The following is a 17,731-nucleotide window of genomic DNA, read 5'->3' as shown; positions in this document are numbered from 1 at the left end:
CGGCGCATACGACGAAGTACCCAAGGAGAGATCATGAAGAACCACACGACCCGCCTCACGCGGACCGTCGGGGTCACGGCAGCGCTCGCGCTGACCTTCGGCCTCGCAGCCTGCGGAGGCGGCGACGACTCCGGCGAGGGCGCCGGGGCGACCGACGTCACCGCAGCAGACGTCGACGCAGCGCTCGAGTCCGACGAGGACGTGACCCTCGAGTTCTGGTCCTGGGTCCCGAACCTGCAGCCGACCGTCGACCTGTGGAACGAGACGCACCCGAACATCCAGGTGACGCTCACCAACGCCGGCCAGTCGGCCGACCAGTACACGAAGCTGCAGAACGCGGTCAAGGCCGGCACCGGTGCCCCCGACGTCGCGCAGATCGAGTACTTCGCCCTCCCCCAGTTCGCCCTGAGCGACTCGGTCGTCAGCCTGAGCGACGTCGGCCTGTCCGACCTCCAGGACAAGTACACCGGCTCCGCCTGGGACCAGGTCTCCGTGAGCGGCGACCAGTACGGCTTCCCGCAGGACACCGGCCCCCAGGTCATGTTCTACCGTGCCGACATCCTCGAGAACCTCGGCCTCGAGGTCCCCGAGACGTGGGACGAGTTCACCGAGGTCGCTCGCGCCATCAAGGCCGACAACCCCGACAACTACATCACCTCGATCGACCCGGGCGACGCCGGCGGCGTCGACTCGCTCATCTGGCAGGCCGGCGGACGCCCGTTCAGCGTCGACGGCACCAACGTCGGCATCGACTTCACCGACGAGGGCACCACGAAGTTCACCGAGACCTTCGACACCCTCATCCAGGAAGACCTCATCGACGTGGCACCGGGCTGGAACGACGCCTTCTGGCGCTCCTTCTCGGACGGCCGCTACGCCATGTGGCTGACCGGCGCCTGGGCTCCGGGCTCGATCCGCACCAACATGCCGGACACCTCCGGCCAGTGGCGTGCCGCCGCGATGCCGACCTACGAGGCCGGTACCCCGATGAACGCCGAGAACGGTGGCTCGGGCGTCTCCGTCCTCAAGCAGGGCGACAACCAGGCCGCGGCCCTCGCGTTCTCCCGCTGGCTCACGACCGACATCGAGGCCGTGCAGTCGCAGGTCGACGCCGGACTGTTCCCCGCCACGACCGAGATCATGGAAGACGCGGACTTCCTCGGCTTCGAGGACCCGTTCTTCGGCAACCAGAAGATCAACGAGGTCTTCGTCGAGTCGTCCAAGGCCGTCTCCTCCGGATGGCAGTACCTGCCCTTCCAGGTCTACGCGAACTCGATCTTCGGTGACACCGCGGGCCAGGCCCTCGGCGCCAAGACCGACCTCGCACCGGGCCTCGCCACCTGGCAGGACTCGGCCGTGTCCTACGGCTCCGGCCAGGGCTTCACGATCAAGTAGCCCTCCCTCGTGACGACGGCCGGGGCTCGGCCTGCGCCGAGCCCCGGCCGTCGTCGTCTCACCTGGCGCCCGCCCCCTGGCGCCGCACCACGAGCACCACCCGCACGTCTCAGCACAGCCGACGGTCATCCCGTCGCACCACACCTCTCACGCACAGGACTGATCACATGGCTTCCCGTTGGATCCGCTGGCCCGAGCCGCTCGCCGGCGCCGCCCCCACCCCGCGCGGCCCGCTCGCCTACGGTGGCGACTACAACCCCGAGCAGTGGCCCCGCGAGGTCTGGCTCGAGGACGCCCGCCTCATGCAGGAGGCCGGGGTCAACCTGGTCTCGGTCGCGATCTTCTCGTGGGCACGTCTGCAGCCGGCCCCGGACCAGTGGGACTTCGAGTGGCTCGACGACGTCCTCGACATCATGCACAGCCACGGGATCGCCGTGGACCTCGCCACGGCGACCGCCTCCACGCCGGCCTGGCTCACCACGCTGCACCCGGAGATCCTGCCCGTCGACGTCGACGGCCACACGCTCTACCACGGGTCGCGCCAGTCCTGGAGCCCAAGCTCGCCGGTGTACCGCGAGTACTCGCTGGCCCTCGTCGAGAAGATGGCCGAGCGCTACGGCGACCACCCGGCGCTGGCCATGTGGCACGTGTCCAACGAGCTCGGCTGCCACAACGTGCTCGACTACTCCGACGTCGCAGCCGTCGCGTTCCGCGGCTGGCTCGAGGCCCGCTACACCACCCTCGACGAGCTCAACCGTGCGTGGGGCACCGACTTCTGGGCGCAGCGCTACACCGCCTGGGACCAGATCCTCCCGCCGCGCCGCTCGACCGCCTTCGTCAACCCGACGCAGCAGCTCGACTTCGGACGCTTCTCCTCCTACCAGCTGCGCGAGCAGCTGCGCGCCGAGCGCGAGGTGCTGACCCGCATCACGCCCGACGTCCCCGTCACCACCAACTTCATGGTCATGGGCGACACCAAGGCGATGGACTACACGTCGTGGGCCGGTGACGTCGACCTCGTGTCGAACGACCACTACATCACCTCGGCCGACCCCGTCTCGCACATCGAGCTGTCGTTCTCCGCCGACCTCACGCACGGCATCGCCGGCGGCGAGCCCTGGATGCTCATGGAGCACTCCACCTCCGCCGTGAACTGGCAGCACGTCAACCTGCAGAAGCGCCCGGGCCAGATGCGCCGCAACTCGCTCGCGCACGTCGCGCACGGCGCCGACGCGGTCTGCTTCTTCCAGTGGCGCCAGTCCCAGGCCGGGGCCGAGAAGTTCCACTCCGCGATGGTCCCCCACGCCGGCACCGACTCGGCGCTGTGGCGCGGCGTCGTCTCGCTCGGCGCAGACCTCGTGTCCCTCGGCGAGGTCGCCGGCTCGACCGTCCAGGCGCAGACCGCGGTGCTGTTCGACTACGAGTCCTGGTGGGCCACCGAGATCGACTCGCACCCCAACAACGAGTTCCAGTACCGCCGCCGCGTGCTCTCCTGGTACCGCTCGCTGTGGGAGAAGCAGGTCGGCACCGCCGTCGTGCCCGCGCACGCCGACCTCACGGGCTACAAGCTGGTCGTCGTGCCGCACCTGTACCTCGCAGACGAGTCGCTCGTGGCCCGCCTGACCTCCTTCGCGGAGGCCGGCGGCACCGTCGTCGTCACGTACTTCTCTGGCATCGCGAACCAGGACGACCACATCCACCTCGGCGGGTACCCCGGCGCGTTCCGCGACCTGCTCGGCGTCCGCGTCGAGGAGTTCGCCCCCGTGCTCCCCGGCGACACGATCCACCTCGACGGCGACGTCGTCGGCGGGTCGTCCGCCGAGGCGTCCGGCTGGTCCGAGCCCGTCGGCCTCGTCGACGCCGAGGCCCGCGCCACGTACGTGGACGGCCCGAGCGTGGGCTGGCCCGCGATCTCGCGTGCTACCCGCGGCGCCGGTGCGGCCTGGTACGTCACGACCGACCTGTCCGACGCGGCACGCGGCGAGCTCGTCGACGCGCTGCTCGCCGAGGCTCAGGTCACGGCGATCGCCCAGGCCGACGCGGGCGTCGAGCTCGTGGTCCGCGCCGACCAGGCCGGCACCGAGTTCCTCTTCGCGATCAACCACACCGACGAGACCGCCTCGGTCGAGGCCTCGGGCACGGACCTCCTCACGGGGACCGTCCACGAGGGCTCGGTCAAGGTCGAGGCCGGCGGCGTCGCAGTCCTGCGCCGCACCGCGCAGCAGGCCTGACCCACCACCAGGTGCACCCCGCGCGTGAGAGCGCGCAGGGACCACCGCCCAGCTGACCTCGCGGGCTGACCCCCCTCAGCCCGCGAGGTCGCACCACCACGCACGAGGTCGCACCGACACGCCAGACCAGGCCCAGCACGGGCCCCCCGGCGTGTCGGTGCGACCTCGTCGTCGTTCGTGCGACCTCGGGGGTGGGACAGCCTGGTCGACCTCTGGTCGCGGCGGTAGCCCCGGCGCTACGATCCGAGAGCGGGCACCGTCTGCCGCGACGACGCGCCCCGGCGCCCGGAGAGAGGCACGACCATGAGCGACTACCCCCCGCAGTCACCCCCGCCCCCCGCGGCAGGCACACCGCAGCCTCCGTTGTCGGACGCCGACGCCCAGCAGTGGGCCGGGCTGAGCCACCTGCTCGGCGGGATCCTCGGCTTCCTCGCACCGCTCGTCATCTGGCTCGTGTACAAGGACCGCAGCGGCTACGTCGCGGCAGAGTCCAAGCGGGCGCTCAACTTCCAGCTGCTCGTCACGGTCGGCTACGTGGTCTCGTACGTCCTCATGATCGTGCTCATCGGGTACCTCACGTGGCTCGCGCTCTGGGTCCTGTCGATCTATTTCGGCTACACCAACTTCCAGGCCGTCAACCAGCGCCGGGCGACGACGTACCCGGTGGACGTCCAGATCATCAAGTAGCGCTCCGAGCGGGCCCCGGCCGTCGCCCTCGGGCGCGGCCGGGGCCCGCCGTACGTCCGAGGCCGGTCGATGCCCTTCCCCTTGACGACGGCATCGCGTCTCCCTATTCTGGAAAGCGCATTCCGTTGCAGCTCTTGCCACGGCCGCAGCGGCGACGACGCCGCTGGCCCACCGTCGCGTCGACACACCCGGAGACTCTTGATGACCACCCGCACCCTCCGCATCGCCATGAACGGCATCACCGGCCGCATGGGATACCGCCAGCACCTGCTCCGCTCGATCCTGCCGATCCGCGACCAGGGCGGGTTCACCCTCGAGGACGGCACGAAGGTCCAGGTCGAGCCGATCCTCATCGGGCGCAACGAGGCCAAGATCAAAGAGCTCGCAGCGCTGCACGGCGTCGAGCACTGGACCACCGACCTCGACGGTGCGATCTCCGACCCGACCGTGGACATCGTCTTCGACGCGTCGATGACCAGCCTGCGTGCCGAGACCCTCCGCAAGGCCATGAAGGCCGGCAAGCACATCTTCACGGAGAAGCCCACGGCGGAGACCCTCGACGAGGCCGTCGAGCTGGCCAGCATCGCGCAGGAGGCGGGCATCACCGCGGGCGTCGTGCACGACAAGCTCTACCTGCCGGGGCTGGTCAAGCTCCGCCGCCTCGTCGACGAGGGCTTCTTCGGCCGCATCCTCTCGATCCGCGGTGAGTTCGGCTACTGGGTGTTCGAGGGCGAGACCCAGGCCGCGCAGCGCCCCTCGTGGAACTACCGCAAGGAGGACGGCGGTGGCATGACCACCGACATGTTCTGCCACTGGAACTACGTCCTCGAGGGCATCATCGGGACCGTGAAGTCGGTCAACGCCACGACGGTCACGCACATCCCGACCCGCTGGGACGAGCAGGGGTCGGAGTACGCCGCGACGGCCGACGACGCCGCCTACGGCATCTTCGAGCTCGAGACCCCGGGCGGCGACCAGGTCGTCGGGCAGATCAACTCGTCGTGGGCCGTGCGCGTGTACCGCGACGAGCTCGTCGAGTTCCAGGTCGACGGCACGCACGGCTCCGCTGTGGCCGGGCTCAACAAGTGCGTCGCGCAGCAGCGCGCCCACACCCCCAAGCCCGTGTGGAACCCCGACCTGCCGGTCACCGAGTCCTTCCGCGACCAGTGGCTCGAGGTCCCGGCGAACGGCGACCTCGACAACGGCTTCAAGGCCCAGTGGGAAGAGTTCCTCCGCGACGTCGTCGCCGGCCGCGAGCACCGCTTCGGGCTGCTGTCCGCCGCCCGCGGCGTCCAGCTCGCCGAGCTCGGCCTGCAGTCCTCCGCCGAGCGCCGCACCCTGGACGTCCCGACCATCTCGCTCTGACCCGCGCTGGTCGACGGCACTCGCCGAGGCCCAGACTCGGAGTCGCGCCGCACGACCGCACCGTCAGGACGCCTCACCCCAGCAGGAGTGAGGCGTCCTGCTGTGTTGCGGCGGCGCTCACACCTCGCCCGGGGCGACCGCGAAGGTGCGGGCGAGCACGATGTCGTGCACCTCTCCGTGGGTGAGTACTGACCTCTGCACTGCGGCGACCTGGTCGGCGAGGTTCACGGGAGACCTCCTCTGCGTCGGCGGTCCGCGCAGGCGCGACGGCGTCGGCGGTCTGAGACCAACCTAGACCCGTACCGCGGGCGAGGTGTCGCTCAGCCTCCGCCGTAGGTGGCCCGGGGTGTCACCTGCAGGACAGCGTCGGGTGCGCGGGAGACCACGACCGACGACTCGTGGACGGCTCCCGCGGCCGAGGTGACGACGACGGTGTGGACGCCCTCGTCCGGTCGCTCGGAGACGACGTGCGACCACCTCCCGTCGGACCCGACGGCGACCTCCGAGACCTCGGCGTCGACGTCGTCGAGAGCTCGCGAGAGCGTCACGACGGTGTCCGGAGCCGCTCTGCCGTCGACCACGAGCGGCTCCCCGGACCAGGCGAGCGCGCCGTCGGCCGGCGAGTCGACCGTGACGAGGTCGACCACCGCGAGACCACGGACCCTGCCCGCGCTCACCTGCACGACGCGCTGCAGCTCGATCGCCCCGGGCAGGTCGAGGAGACCGTGCTCGTGGGATCCCCACGCCACGACGCCCTCCTCGGCCGTGGTCACCATGGCGACGTCGAGGCCGGCTCCGACGCCCTCCACCCGTCCCTGCACCTCGTCGGGCACCGTGAGCTGACCCTGAGCCCCCTGCCCCCAGACCGCGACCCTGTCGCCCTGCAGTCGCGCCACCACGAAGTCGTCCCCCGCCTCGACGGCGACCGCCTCCCCTTGGACCTCGGTAGGCACGTCCAGCTGGCCCGCCTCGCCCGCACCCCAGGCGCGGACGAGCCCACCGGCAGTCACCGCGGCGGCGAACCGCCCACCCCCGGCGACCTGGACCACGCTCTCGACCCCGTCCGGGACACGGGCCTGCCCGTCGCCGTCCTCGCCCCAGGCGACCACCGTCCCGTCGTCGAGGAGCGCGTAAGCGGTGCGCGCGGCAGCCGCGACCTGCACGGCCCGGCGACCCCCGAGCGCGGGAGGGACCGCCAGCGACGGGTCGCCCCACGAGACCACCGTCCCCTCGCCCGTGAGCGCCAGCGCGAAGGTCTCCCCCGCGGCGACCTGCACGACACCTGCGTCGAGGTCCGGGGGTACGGCTACCTGCCCGTGGGTGTCGGTGCCACGGGCGAGCACCGCCCCGTCCCCGGTCAGCGCCACCTCGAAGTCGACGTTCACCGCGTTCTTGGCGACCTGGACCACCCGGCGGTCTCGGAGGTCCTCCAGCTCGCCGAGGACGCCCTCGTCGGCGCCCGCGCCCCACGCGGTCAGCGCGTGGCCCACCACCCCGACCTCGGTCGTCGCAGCCGAGCCGTCAGACCCCTGCGACGCGGTGATGGCCCGGTCGCCGAGCGCGAGCACGTGCGGGACCCGCAGCAACCACCGTCCGTCGCCCCCGACCCGCGCCGACCCGACGGGCACGTCGTCGACCGCGACCGTCACCGTCGACCACGCGGTCCCCTCTCCGCCGAGCAGCGGGGCGGCCTCGCTCGACGCGCGCCCCAGCACCTCGAGCGAGACGGGGACGGGCGCACCGACCACGACCGGGACGTTCGACCCTCTGCCCGTCCCGTTCCCGAGCTCGCCCGACAGGCCCTGGCCCCAGGCGTAGACCTGTCCGTCACGGCCCAGCGCGACCGTGTGCCTCTGCCCGGCGGAGACGTGTACCACCTCGACACCGTCCAGGACCCCGTCGGTGCCCACCGCGACAGCATGCCAGGACGTCGCAGACGCACCGTTCCCCAGCTGACCACCGGTCCCGTTGCCCCAGGCCGCGAGCCTGCCGTCCGCGCCGAGCACCACCGAGAAGTTCTGGCCCGACGTGATCTGCACGGGCCTGATACCGAGCTGGTCGAGCGCCTCCATGTCGGCGAGCACCGGTGTCGGTGCGTTGGCCGTGCCACCTGTCCCGAGCGCCCCGTGGTCCCCCGCACCCCAGCCGTAGGCACGACCGTCGTCATCGATCACGGCGGTGCGGCGCAGCCCGCTGCCCGCGTCGACCAGCCGTGCACCCGACAGTGCACCGCCTCCCACGACCGGGGTCGGCCCGAGCTGGACACCCGACGTCAGGCCGTCACCGACAGCGCCGTTCACGCGTGAGCCCCACGCGAAGGCGCGTCCGTCTGCCGTCAGCGCCACCCCGGTGACATGGCCGGCCGCCACACGCACCGCACGGTGGCCCTCGAGCGCACCGGCCAAGGCTGTCGGCTCGGTGAGCACCAGGTCCTCCACGGCGTGCCCGGCACGGCCGCCGAGGTTGCGCCCCCACGTGTACACGGTGCCGTCGTCGACCACGGCGAGGCTCGTCGACGCGTCGTCGGTCCCTGCCGCCTCGACCTGGACGACACGGCGCCCGTCCAGGTCCCCGGCGACGCGCACGGGGACGGTGGAGCCCTCGACGGAGCCGTGGCCGAGCTGGCCGCTCGTGCCGCTGCCCCAGGCGTAGACCGCACCGTCGTCCGCCAGCGCCAGGCTGTGCTCTGGTCCGGCTGCGACCTGGACCACGCGGACCCCGGCGAGGGCACCGTCGACCGCGACGGGGACCGGGACGAGGGACCTGCCGGTCGTGCCGTCGCCCAGCTGGCCGCTCGCGTTGGCGCCCCAGGCGTGGACGCGCCCGTGGTAGTCGACGAGGAGGCTGTGGTTCCAGCCAGCCGCGACGCGCTGCTGGGAGCCGTGGTCCCCACCAGCCGTCGGTGCGTCCCCCTGGTCACGGTGCGTCTGGCTCGCGGGGTCGGCGCCCGGGACCTGCGCCGGCGCGGCGCTCGCGACGAGAGAGAGCGAGAGGATGACGACCGTGACGGAGGCCAGGCGCACGACAGACGACCTTTCCTGAGGGTGCTGTCGTCGAAGTCTCACACCGTCCGTCGGCGCCCCCGTCGGGTTGACGGCCTTCTGCGTATGGCGCGGCTCACATCTGCGCGTCGACGGTCAGACGCGCAGCCGTCCCCCGCCGGCTCGTGCTGGCCCGGCGTCACCGGGTGACGAGCGGGACCACGAGCGGCGTCTCGCTCTCGGGGTCGGTGATGATGCGGCAGCGCAGGCCGAAGATCTCCTCGACACCCTCCGCCGTGACCACCTCGTGCGGGGTGCCGGTGGCGACGACCTCGCCGTCGCGCATCGCGATCATGTGCGTCGCGTACCGGGCAGCGAGGTTGAGGTCGTGGAGGACCGCGACCAGGGTCCGTCCCTCCCGGTGCATCTGCGCGCACAGGTCGAGGACGTCCACCTGGTGCGTGATGTCGAGGAAGGTGGTGGGCTCGTCGAGCAGCAGCAGGTCGGTGTCCTGGGCGAGCACCATCGCGATCCACACGCGCTGGCGCTGCCCGCCCGACAGCTCGGACACCTTCCGGTCGGCGAGGTCGGTGGTCCCGGTGGCCTCCATGGCGGCACGCACCGCGACACCGTCGGACGCCGACCACTGGCGCAGGAGCGTCTGGTAGGCGTAGCGGCCGCGACCCACGAGGTCGCGCACCGTGATCGCCTCGGGGGCGACCGGTGTCTGCGGGAGCAGTGCCAGCATCCTGGCGATCTGCTTGTTGCCGAGCGACGCGAGCGGTTCCCCGTAGAGGTCGACGTGCCCGGCGCGCGGGGTGAGCGTCCGGCCGAGGGCGCGCAGCAGCGTCGACTTGCCGCACCCGTTCGGGCCGACGATCACGGTGAACGACCCCGCGGGGATCTCGACGTCGAGACCGTCGACGACCACCCGCTGGTCGTAGGCGAGGCGCAGCCCGGTGCCGCGCACGGGGGCGACGGCCGGCGCAGCGCCCGACGGGGCTGCCGATGACGTCGAGTCCTCCGGGTCCGGGGTGTCGGTAGCAGTCACAGGGATCCACGTCTCCATTCACGGGTGAGCAGGACGGCGAGGTAGAGCCCGCCGATCCCGGCGGTGAGCACGCCGACGGGCAGCGAGCCGAACCACGGCTGGTGCACGGCCACGAGGTCGGCCCCGACGAGCAGCAGCGCGCCGGTGGCCCCGGCGGCGACCATGCCGGGCCCGGCCGACCCCGTCACGCGGCGCGCGACCTGCGGGGCGACGAGCGCGACGAAGGCCACCGGGCCGCAGACCACGACCGCGGCGGCGGCGAGGCCGACCCCGACGGACACGGCGAGCAGCCGCACTCGCCGGGCCGGGACACCGAGGGCGACGGCGGCGTCGTCGCCCATCTCGACCTGCTGCAGGCCTCGGCTCAGCGCGAGCGCCGCCGCGCCGAGCACCACGAGCGCGACGGCGACGATCGTCACGTGCTCCCAGCTGCGGGCGTTGAGCGAGCCGTTGAGCCACGCGGCCATCTCCTGCGCCTGCTCGCGACGGGTGCGGGTGATGGCGAACTGCACGAAGGCGAGCGACATGGCGCCCACACCGATCCCGATCACCACCATGCGCAGCGGTGCCTGCAGGCCTCGCCCGGCGCCGAGCAGCACGAGGGTGACGGCCACCGCCCCGCCGAGCAGCGCACCCACGGGCGCGGGGAGGATCCCGGGCCAGACGAGCGTCACGGCGGCGGCACCCGCGGCAGCACCAGCGTTGAGCCCGATGATGTCGGGGCTGCCGAGCGGGTTGCGGGTGACGCTCTGGAAGATCGCCCCGGAGATCCCGAGGGCCGCGCCCGCGCAGATGCCGACGAGCGCGCGCGGCAGCCGGTTGGTGAAGACCACGAAGTGCTCGGTCTTGCTGCCCTCGCCGCGCAGCACCGCGGGGAGGTCGACCAGCGCGATGCCCAGCCGTCCCAGGGTGAGGGAGAGGACCAGGGTCGTCAGGACGAGCACCAGGGCACCGGTGACGACGAGCGTCGCCCGACGGTTCCAGGGGACGACGACGCCGACCACGCTCAGGTGCCCCTCGTCGACGACGGGGAGCAGGCGGCGCGTACCACGCCGGCCCGCGCTCTCGGCCTGCTCTGCGACGGCCTCGGCGACCGTGGTGGGGCGGTTCACAGCCCGCTCCCGGACCTGCGGACGGCCACGTAGAGGAAGGGGGCGCCCACGAAGGCGGTCACCACCCCGACCATGAGCTCGCCGGGCCGGGCGACCACGCGCCCGAGGACGTCGGCGCCGAGCAGGAGCACGGGGCCGAGCGCGACGCAGTACGCGACGAGCCAGCGGTAGTCGGACCCGGTGATGGTCCGCACGATGTGCGGCACGGCGAGGCCGACGAAGGCGATGGGGCCGACGGCCGCGGTCGCGGCACCGGCGAGGAGGGTCGCCACGAGGGCCCCGAGGAGGCGGGTGCGCCCGGCGTTGCCGCCGACGGCGCGGGCTGTCTCGTCGCCGAGGGCCAGGGTGTTGAGCGGTCGCCCGAGCGCGAGCCCGGCGAGCAGGCCGACGAGGATGATCGGCCAGACCATGTCGACCGTCGAGGCCGGGCGCCCGGCGAGCGAGCCCACCACCCAGAACCTGTAGCTGTCGAACACCTCGGGGTTGGTGAGCGTGACGGCCTGGATCGCTGCCGACAGCACCGCGCCGATGGCCGCGCCCGCGAGCACCAGGCGCACCGGGGTCGGGCCGGTCCGGCCAGACCCGATCGCGTAGACGACCACGGCGACGACGAACGCGCCCGGGAGCGCGAAGAAGATGCTGCGCTGCCCGAGCGCACCGAAGGCGACGGTCCCGGCCACGATCGCGGCCGAGGCCCCGGTGTTGACCCCGAGCAGGCCCGGGTCGGCCAACGGGTTGCGGGTGATGCCCTGCATGAGCGCGCCCGACACCGCGAGGGCGGCGCCGACGAGCAGACCGAGGACGGTGCGCGGCACCCGGGACGCGATGACCGTCGCCTCGAAGGTGTCGTCGGGCGCGAACAGGCCGCGCCAGACCGTGCTCAGGGGCAGCTGGTTGCTGCCGACGGCGAGGCTCAGCCCGGCGACGAGCGCTGCGAGCGCGACCGCGAGCACGAGGCCGGCGCCCAGCCCCCAGGGCCGAGCAGGGCCGGACGCGACGGTCCGGCCCTGCTCGGGTGCGTCGACGTGCGCTGTCATCACCCGACCTGGGCGACGGCCTCGGTGATCATCGGGACGTACTTGTCGATGGCCCACGGGACGCTCAGCGGCGTGGAGACGGACACGGCCATGCCGAGCTGGCGGTCGACCATCGGCACGTAGGCGCCCGAGGCGAAGGCGGGGATCGAGGCGAAGAGCGGCTGGGCCTCGGTCGCGGCCTGCTCGGTCTCGTCGTTGAACCAGGTGAACAGGACGTCGGCGTCGGAGAGCACGTCGGAGTTCTCGAGGCCGATGTCGGCCGTGAAGAGGCCCTCGGGCGCCGTGAGGTCGGCGACGGACGGGGCCAGCTCGAAGCCGAGGCCGGTGAGCATGTCGACGCGGGGGTCGCCGGGGACGTAGGCGGCGAGGGTGCCGAGCTCCTGCGAGGCGACGTACGCGATGGTCTTGCCCGCGAACTCCGGGTGCTCGGCGGCGGCGTCGGCGAGGGTGGTGTCGATCTCGTCGAGCAGCGGCTGCGCGGCGTCGGGCACGCCGAGCGCCGTCGCGGCGATCTCGACCTGCTCGTCGAGGGGCGTGATCCACGGGCCCTCGGGGTACGCGACGACGTTCGTGAACTCGGAGAGCTGGTCGAAGGTCGCCTGGTCCAGCCCGGACTGCGGGGCGAGGATCAGGTCGGGCTCGAGCGCGATGACGGCCTCGACGTCGAGCTCGGGGTACATCTCGATGGTGGTCGGCAGCTCGGCGCCCTGGGCCTCGACGGCGTCGCGGAACCACGGCTGGTAGCCGTCCTCGTCACCGGCCCAGGCGTCCGTCTCGATGCCGACGGGCACCACGTCGAGGGACAGCGCGATGTCCGAGGCTCCCCACCCGAGGGTGACGACGCGCTCGGGCGCCTCCTCGATGGTGGTCTCGCCGAGCGCCCCGGAGATCGTCACGGGGAACGCACCGGCCTCGGCCGCAGGTGCCGTGCTGCCGGTGGCCTCGTCGGACGAGTCGTCGGAGCCGCAGGCGGCGAGGGCGAGGACGGCGGTCGCCGTGGTGGCGGCGACGAGGGCCCGGCGCAGGCGCGCGGACGGGAGTTGCAGGGGTGTCGCGGGCACGGGTGCCTCCGGAGGACGTCGGTGGGGTCGACCACCGGTCGGGAGGTCTTTGGTAAGCCTAACCTCGGCTGCGCACGCGACGAAGAGCACCGGGAGATCCCCCGCGTGACCTAGCCCACAGGCGCGCAACCCGAGACGCCCACCAGGGGCGAGCGGCCGGACGTCGCCGCCCGGGACAGCACGACGGCCCAGTCCTCCCCCTGCGGAGCCCTGAGCCGTCGTGGTCTGTGTCGTCGACGTACGAGCGTCAGACGATGTTCCTGTTCTCACGGTAGCTGCGCCAGACGTTCTCGAAGAAGTCGTCGTCCTCCGGGATCGGACGCACCGGACGCCAGGTGAAGTCGCAGGTCCCGGCTGCGCCCCGGGATCCTGCGGCAGCTGGCCGCGCCAGCCCCTCTGAGCCCTGCACAGCCTCCTCCCAGATTTCACCCGCTGCACCCTGGGAAGCGCTCTCCTGGTCCGGAGACCAGGCGGCCTCCTGGACCACGTCGTCGAGCGCACCGCCGTCGAGCGCGAAGCGGAAGATCTCCGGCAGGTCGAGCTCGGCCTCCGGGGTGTCGCCGAACCCCACCCGCGGGAGGTGCCCGGAGGCGTCCGTGTAGAGGACCGAGCCACGGCTGCGCCCGCCGTGGTCGACGTAGTCCGCCATGGCCGAGAGGTACACGTACTGCGTGGTGAGGATGTCCCGGACCAGGAAGGTCCGGTTGACCGACCGGCGGCTCGACGGGTCCGCCACCACGAGGTCCTCGTACGAGGCGAGCCACTCGGTCACCTGGGCGAGCGCCTCGGTGATCGACTGCGCCGAGCGTACCGGGCCGGCCTTCTCGCTCATGAGGGAGCTCGCGGCCCGCAGCAGCTCGCCGGTGTTGTCCGGCTCCCCCGCCGCGACGCGACCTGCGGCCCTGGCCACCAGCGCGGCAGCCTCCTCGACGAGGGGCGCGGCCGCCGCCTCGAAGGCGGCGAGGTCGACCGGCTCGTCGGTCCGACGGACGGCGATGTACTGCGCCGCACGCGTCGCACCCACCTGGCCCGAGTTGAGCGCCGCGCCTCCCGGACGGTAGATGCCGTGCGCGCCGCCGGCCTCCCCGACGGGGAAGAACCCGGCGACGTTGGACTGCCACCACGCGTCGACCACGAGCCCGCCGTTGTTGTGCTGGGCGCACACGTCGACCTCGAGCCAGTCCTTCTCGAGGTCCACGTACGGGTTCTTGCCGAGGTAGAGCTCGTAGGAGGGCATGTTCATGTGCTTGAGGCGCTCGATGGGCGTGCCGAACAGCGCACCGCCCTTCTCGAGGTAGGCGTGCGCCTCCGGCGAGATCTTCGAGGGGTCGAGCTCGGGCTGGACGGGGTTGCGCGTGAAGTCGAGGTAGACCTTGCGACCTCGCAGCACCGTCTCCTGGTAGACGAGCAGGTCGATGAGCGACGACCCGTCGAGCGCCTTGCGGATGTCGAAGGGCCACTGGTAGCCCTTAAGGAAGATCATCGAGAGCTGGCGCCCGTAGTCGGGGATGGTCTCGCTGAGGAACTCACGCTCGTCGCCGCCGTCGGTGTCGGTCGACACGAAGCGGGGCATCACCTGCATGTAGGTGCCCGAGACGTTCCACCGCGGCTTGGTCGACGCGAGGCCGAACTGCCACTCCGTGAGGTTCTTGCCGTGCACGCCGGCGCGGTACGCAGCGCCCGACGCACCCCACTGGCCGTTGGGGAACACCGAGGTCGCGTACATGCCGGCAGGCCCGCCCGTCGCGTAGACGAGGTTGCTCGCCCGGAACAGGACGAAGGGGCTCTGCGAGCCGTCGTGGACGACGTCGGTCCGCAGGCACAGCAGGCCGACGACCTCGCTCGTCGCGCCCTCGGGTGCACCGTCGGGCGCGCTTCCTTCCACCATGCCGCGCGTGACCACGTCGACCACGCGGCACTGGTCGTAGATGCGGGTGCCGTTGCGGTGCACCTTCTTCTCGAGCTGCTCGACCATCGACCGCGAGGTGTACGGACCGACGGAGGTGGCCCGGCGTCGGGGGTCGTGGTCCGTCTTGTAGCCGATGAACTCGCCGTACCGGTTCTGCGGGAAAGGCACACCGAGCTCGCAGAGCCGGAGGAACCCGCGTGCCGAGAGCGCCGCCTCGCAGAGCGCGTTGTCCCCGTCCATGGCGCCGCCGGAGAACAGCGTCTCCGCCATCTCGCGGACGGAGTCTCCGTCGCCGCCCGAGAGTGTCATCTTGTAGTAGGTCTGCTTGTCGGACCCGGCGTTGCGCGACGACCCGGCGTTGACCTTGTCGGCGACCATGACGACGTCCTCCTGGCCGAACTCCCAGAGGCGGTCGGCGGCGCAGAAGCCGGCCGAGCCGGTCCCGACGATCACGGTGTTGGCGCTGACGACCGGCACGTCGTGGCCGGCGACGCGCACGGTCTCGACGTCGAAGCTCGCGTTGACGGAGTGGTCGCCCGCGTCGCGCGCGGGCGCGGGCGTGTTCGGGTCGTTCGTCTGGGGTGTGGCGGGGGCGGTCACGGTGACTCCAGGCAGGACGGTCTCGGGCGGCCCGAGAGAGGTGAAGAGGTACGAGAGTGTGGCGGCGGTGTGGTCAGAGCCGTGGGATGTGCTGCCCGCCATCGACGTGGAACACCTCGCCGGTCGAGTAGGGCGTCTGTCCCGAGGCGAGGATCGCGACCGCTCCGGCCACGTCGCTCGGACGGCCCCAGCGCGGCATGGGCGCCAGACCGTCGGCGAAGAGCTTGTCGTACTTCTCCGTGACGCCAGCGGTCATGTCGCTCGCGATGACGCCGGGACGCACCTCGTAGACGACGATGCCCTCGGGGGCCAGGCGTGCCGCGAAGAGCTGGGTCCCCATGGACACCCCCGCCTTGGACACGCAGTACTCGCCGCGGTTGGTCGACACGGTGGTCGCCGAGATCGACGAGACGTTGACGATGGTGCCGACAGGGCGGTCGACGCCGGTCGCGTCTCCGCGGCCCGCGATCATGGCGTTGGCGACGCGCTGCGTGAGGAAGTACGGGCCACGCAGGTTGATGCCGAGCACGCGGTCGAAGCTCTCGGGCTCGGCCTCGAGCAGGTCCGCACGGACGGTCGGCGCGACGCCTGCGTTGTTGACGAGCAGGTCGATGCGTCCCCAGGCCTCCAGCGCAGCGTCGACGTAGCGGGCGTGGTCGGCGACCTCGGCGACCGAGCCCTGCACGTAGATCACCTGGGCAGCACCGCCGTCAGGCCCGCTGGCGCGGAGCTCGTCGAGCAGCTCGGTGGGCTCGGGGCGGGTGGCGAGGATGGCCACGGCGTAGCCGTCGGCGAGGAGCCGGCGCGTGATGCCGAGCCCGATCCCGCGGTTCCCGCCGGTGACAAGGGCAACCTGGGTCATGCGTGCGTCCTCCGGTCTGTCCGGGCTCCGTCGCCCGAGGGTGGGTGAGGGCGTCCGGTCACCGGACGCCCGCGCGTCCCCCGATGCTCTCAGACCCCCACCCCTCCCGGCAAGCGCTTTCCCTCTCCTTCCCCCCTCCCGCCCGACTCCCACGCCCTCATGCTCGTGGCGCGCTCGCGCAACCCTCCGCGGAGGGTTGCGCGAGCGCGCCACGAGCATGGGAGGGCGCTTGACCTTCGAGGGTGCGCTCCTTATGCTCGGCGGAAAGCGCATTCCTCAGGAGCGCGCCACGGCTCAGCGAACGGACTCGACGATGACCTCCGGTGCAGACCTCTCCCGGCTCTCCCTCAACACCGCGACCACCAAGGGGCTCACCCTGGTCGACGCGGTCGACGGTGCGGCACGTGCCGGGTACGGCGCGGTCGGGCTGTGGCGCGACCGGGTCCAGGAGATCGGTGCGGACAAGGCCGCGAAGGTCGTCGCCGACGCGGGGCTCCGCGTGTCGTCGCTGTGCCGCGGCGGGTTCCTCACCGCCGCCGACGACGCCGGCATCGCCTCCGCGCTCGAGGACAACAAGACGGCGATCGTCGAGGCGGCCACGGTCGGGACTAGCGAGCTCGTGTTCGTCGTGGGTGGTCTGGGAGCCAACCCTGGACCGGGCGAGCCGGCGCGGACGCCGACCGACGCCGCCGAGCGGGACGCCGGCAGGGACGTCGTCGCCACCCGCCAGCGCGTCGCCGACCGCATCGGCGACCTCGCACCCTTCGCCGCCGAGCACGGGGTGCGCATCGTCCTCGAGCCGCTGCACCCGATGTTCGCCGCCGACCGCGCCGTCGTGTCGACGCTCAAGCAGGCGCTCGACCTCGCCGCCCCGCACCCGGCTGACGTGGTCGGCGTCGTGGTGGACACGTACCACGTGTGGTGGGACCCAGACCTCGAGGCGCAGGTCGCCCGGGCCGGGGCCGAGGGACGCATCGCCTCGTACCAGGTGTGCGACTGGCTGCTCCCCCTCGCCGCCGACCCGCTGCTGTCCCGCGGGTACATGGGCGACGGCTACGTGGACTTCCCGACGATCACCCGGTGGGTGACCGCAGCGGGGTACACCGGTGACGTCGAGGTCGAGATCTTCAACCAGCAGATCTGGGACACCGCAGGGGACGCGGTGATCCGGACGGTCGCCGAGCGCTACGCAGCGCTCGTGCAGCCGTACCTCTGAGCCGCCTGCCGCGGCCCGGAGACACCGACGGCCCGGTGGTCACCTGCACGTCCCCTCCTCGGGCGCAGGCGGCCACCGGGCCGTCGTCATGCTGCGGCACGCACCCCGCCGAGGTCGCACACCCGCTGCCCAGGTCGTACAGACACGCCAGATCCGCCCCTCCAGGGGACCGATCTGGCGTGTCTGCACGACCTCGCGGGCTGCTGTACGACCTCGCGGGCTGC

Annotated in this window: 12 protein-coding genes; 5 read left to right on the top strand and 7 right to left on the bottom strand. The window is 72.2% G+C overall.

What is annotated here, in order from left to right; all coding sequences use genetic code 11:
- Positions 1-33: 33 nt before the first annotated feature.
- The 4 genes from SKED_RS03195 (at position 34) to SKED_RS03180 (ending at position 5,678) form a co-directional block, all read left to right on the top strand.
- Complete coding sequence (locus tag SKED_RS03195; RefSeq protein ID WP_012865685.1) at positions 34-1,395, top strand: ABC transporter substrate-binding protein; 1,362 nt, start codon at positions 34-36, stop codon at positions 1,393-1,395.
- A gap of 167 nt (positions 1,396-1,562) precedes the next feature.
- Positions 1,563-3,626 (top strand): beta-galactosidase, encoded by a 2,064-nt coding sequence (locus SKED_RS03190; protein WP_012865684.1) that lies wholly within the window; start codon positions 1,563-1,565, stop codon positions 3,624-3,626.
- 303 nt (positions 3,627-3,929) lie between these two features.
- Positions 3,930-4,313 (top strand): DUF4870 domain-containing protein, encoded by a 384-nt coding sequence (locus tag SKED_RS03185; protein ID WP_012865683.1) that lies wholly within the window; start codon positions 3,930-3,932, stop codon positions 4,311-4,313.
- A gap of 201 nt (positions 4,314-4,514) precedes the next feature.
- Positions 4,515-5,678: a Gfo/Idh/MocA family protein gene (locus SKED_RS03180; protein ID WP_012865682.1), complete on the top strand. Its 1,164-nt coding sequence runs from the start codon at positions 4,515-4,517 to the stop codon at positions 5,676-5,678.
- A gap of 320 nt (positions 5,679-5,998) precedes the next feature.
- Here SKED_RS03180 and SKED_RS03175 read toward each other — a convergent pair whose 3' ends face one another.
- The 7 genes from SKED_RS03175 to SKED_RS03145 form a co-directional block, all read right to left on the bottom strand.
- Entirely contained in the window at positions 5,999-8,701 is a 2,703-nt protein-coding gene (locus tag SKED_RS03175; RefSeq protein ID WP_012865680.1) for an RCC1 domain-containing protein, read from the bottom strand.
- Positions 8,702-8,858: 157 nt separating this feature from the next.
- The gene (locus SKED_RS03170) at positions 8,859-9,710 is read right to left on the bottom strand and encodes an ABC transporter ATP-binding protein (RefSeq protein ID WP_012865679.1); all 852 of its coding nucleotides are present in this window, start codon (positions 9,708-9,710) and stop codon (positions 8,859-8,861) included.
- Entirely contained in the window at positions 9,707-10,822 is a 1,116-nt protein-coding gene (locus SKED_RS03165; protein ID WP_012865678.1) for a FecCD family ABC transporter permease, read from the bottom strand. The genes SKED_RS03170 and SKED_RS03165 overlap by 4 nt, the downstream gene beginning before the upstream one ends.
- Positions 10,819-11,859 (bottom strand): FecCD family ABC transporter permease, encoded by a 1,041-nt coding sequence (locus tag SKED_RS03160; RefSeq protein ID WP_012865677.1) that lies wholly within the window; start codon positions 11,857-11,859, stop codon positions 10,819-10,821. Before SKED_RS03160 ends, SKED_RS03165 begins: the two co-directional genes overlap by 4 nt.
- Entirely contained in the window at positions 11,859-12,920 is a 1,062-nt protein-coding gene (locus tag SKED_RS03155) for an iron-siderophore ABC transporter substrate-binding protein (protein ID WP_012865676.1), read from the bottom strand. Before SKED_RS03155 ends, SKED_RS03160 begins: the two co-directional genes overlap by 1 nt.
- A gap of 247 nt (positions 12,921-13,167) precedes the next feature.
- The gene (locus SKED_RS03150; protein WP_081447904.1) at positions 13,168-15,531 is read right to left on the bottom strand and encodes an FAD-binding protein; all 2,364 of its coding nucleotides are present in this window, start codon (positions 15,529-15,531) and stop codon (positions 13,168-13,170) included.
- Positions 15,503-16,291, bottom strand: coding sequence for a 3-ketoacyl-ACP reductase (locus SKED_RS03145; protein WP_012865674.1), 789 nt, complete (start codon positions 16,289-16,291; stop codon positions 15,503-15,505). The genes SKED_RS03150 and SKED_RS03145 overlap by 29 nt, the downstream gene beginning before the upstream one ends.
- A 313-nt stretch (positions 16,292-16,604) precedes the next feature.
- Here SKED_RS03145 and SKED_RS03140 point away from each other — a divergent pair, with 313 nt between their 5' ends.
- A complete protein-coding gene (locus SKED_RS03140) occupies positions 16,605-17,507 on the top strand; it encodes a sugar phosphate isomerase/epimerase family protein (protein ID WP_012865673.1) in 903 nt (300 codons plus the stop codon).
- Positions 17,508-17,731 lie beyond the last annotated feature (224 nt).

The sequence above is a fragment of the Sanguibacter keddieii DSM 10542 genome, assembly GCF_000024925.1.
Taxonomy (GTDB): domain Bacteria; phylum Actinomycetota; class Actinomycetes; order Actinomycetales; family Cellulomonadaceae; genus Sanguibacter; species Sanguibacter keddieii.
This window is presented reverse-complemented; position numbering and strand designations above follow the sequence as displayed.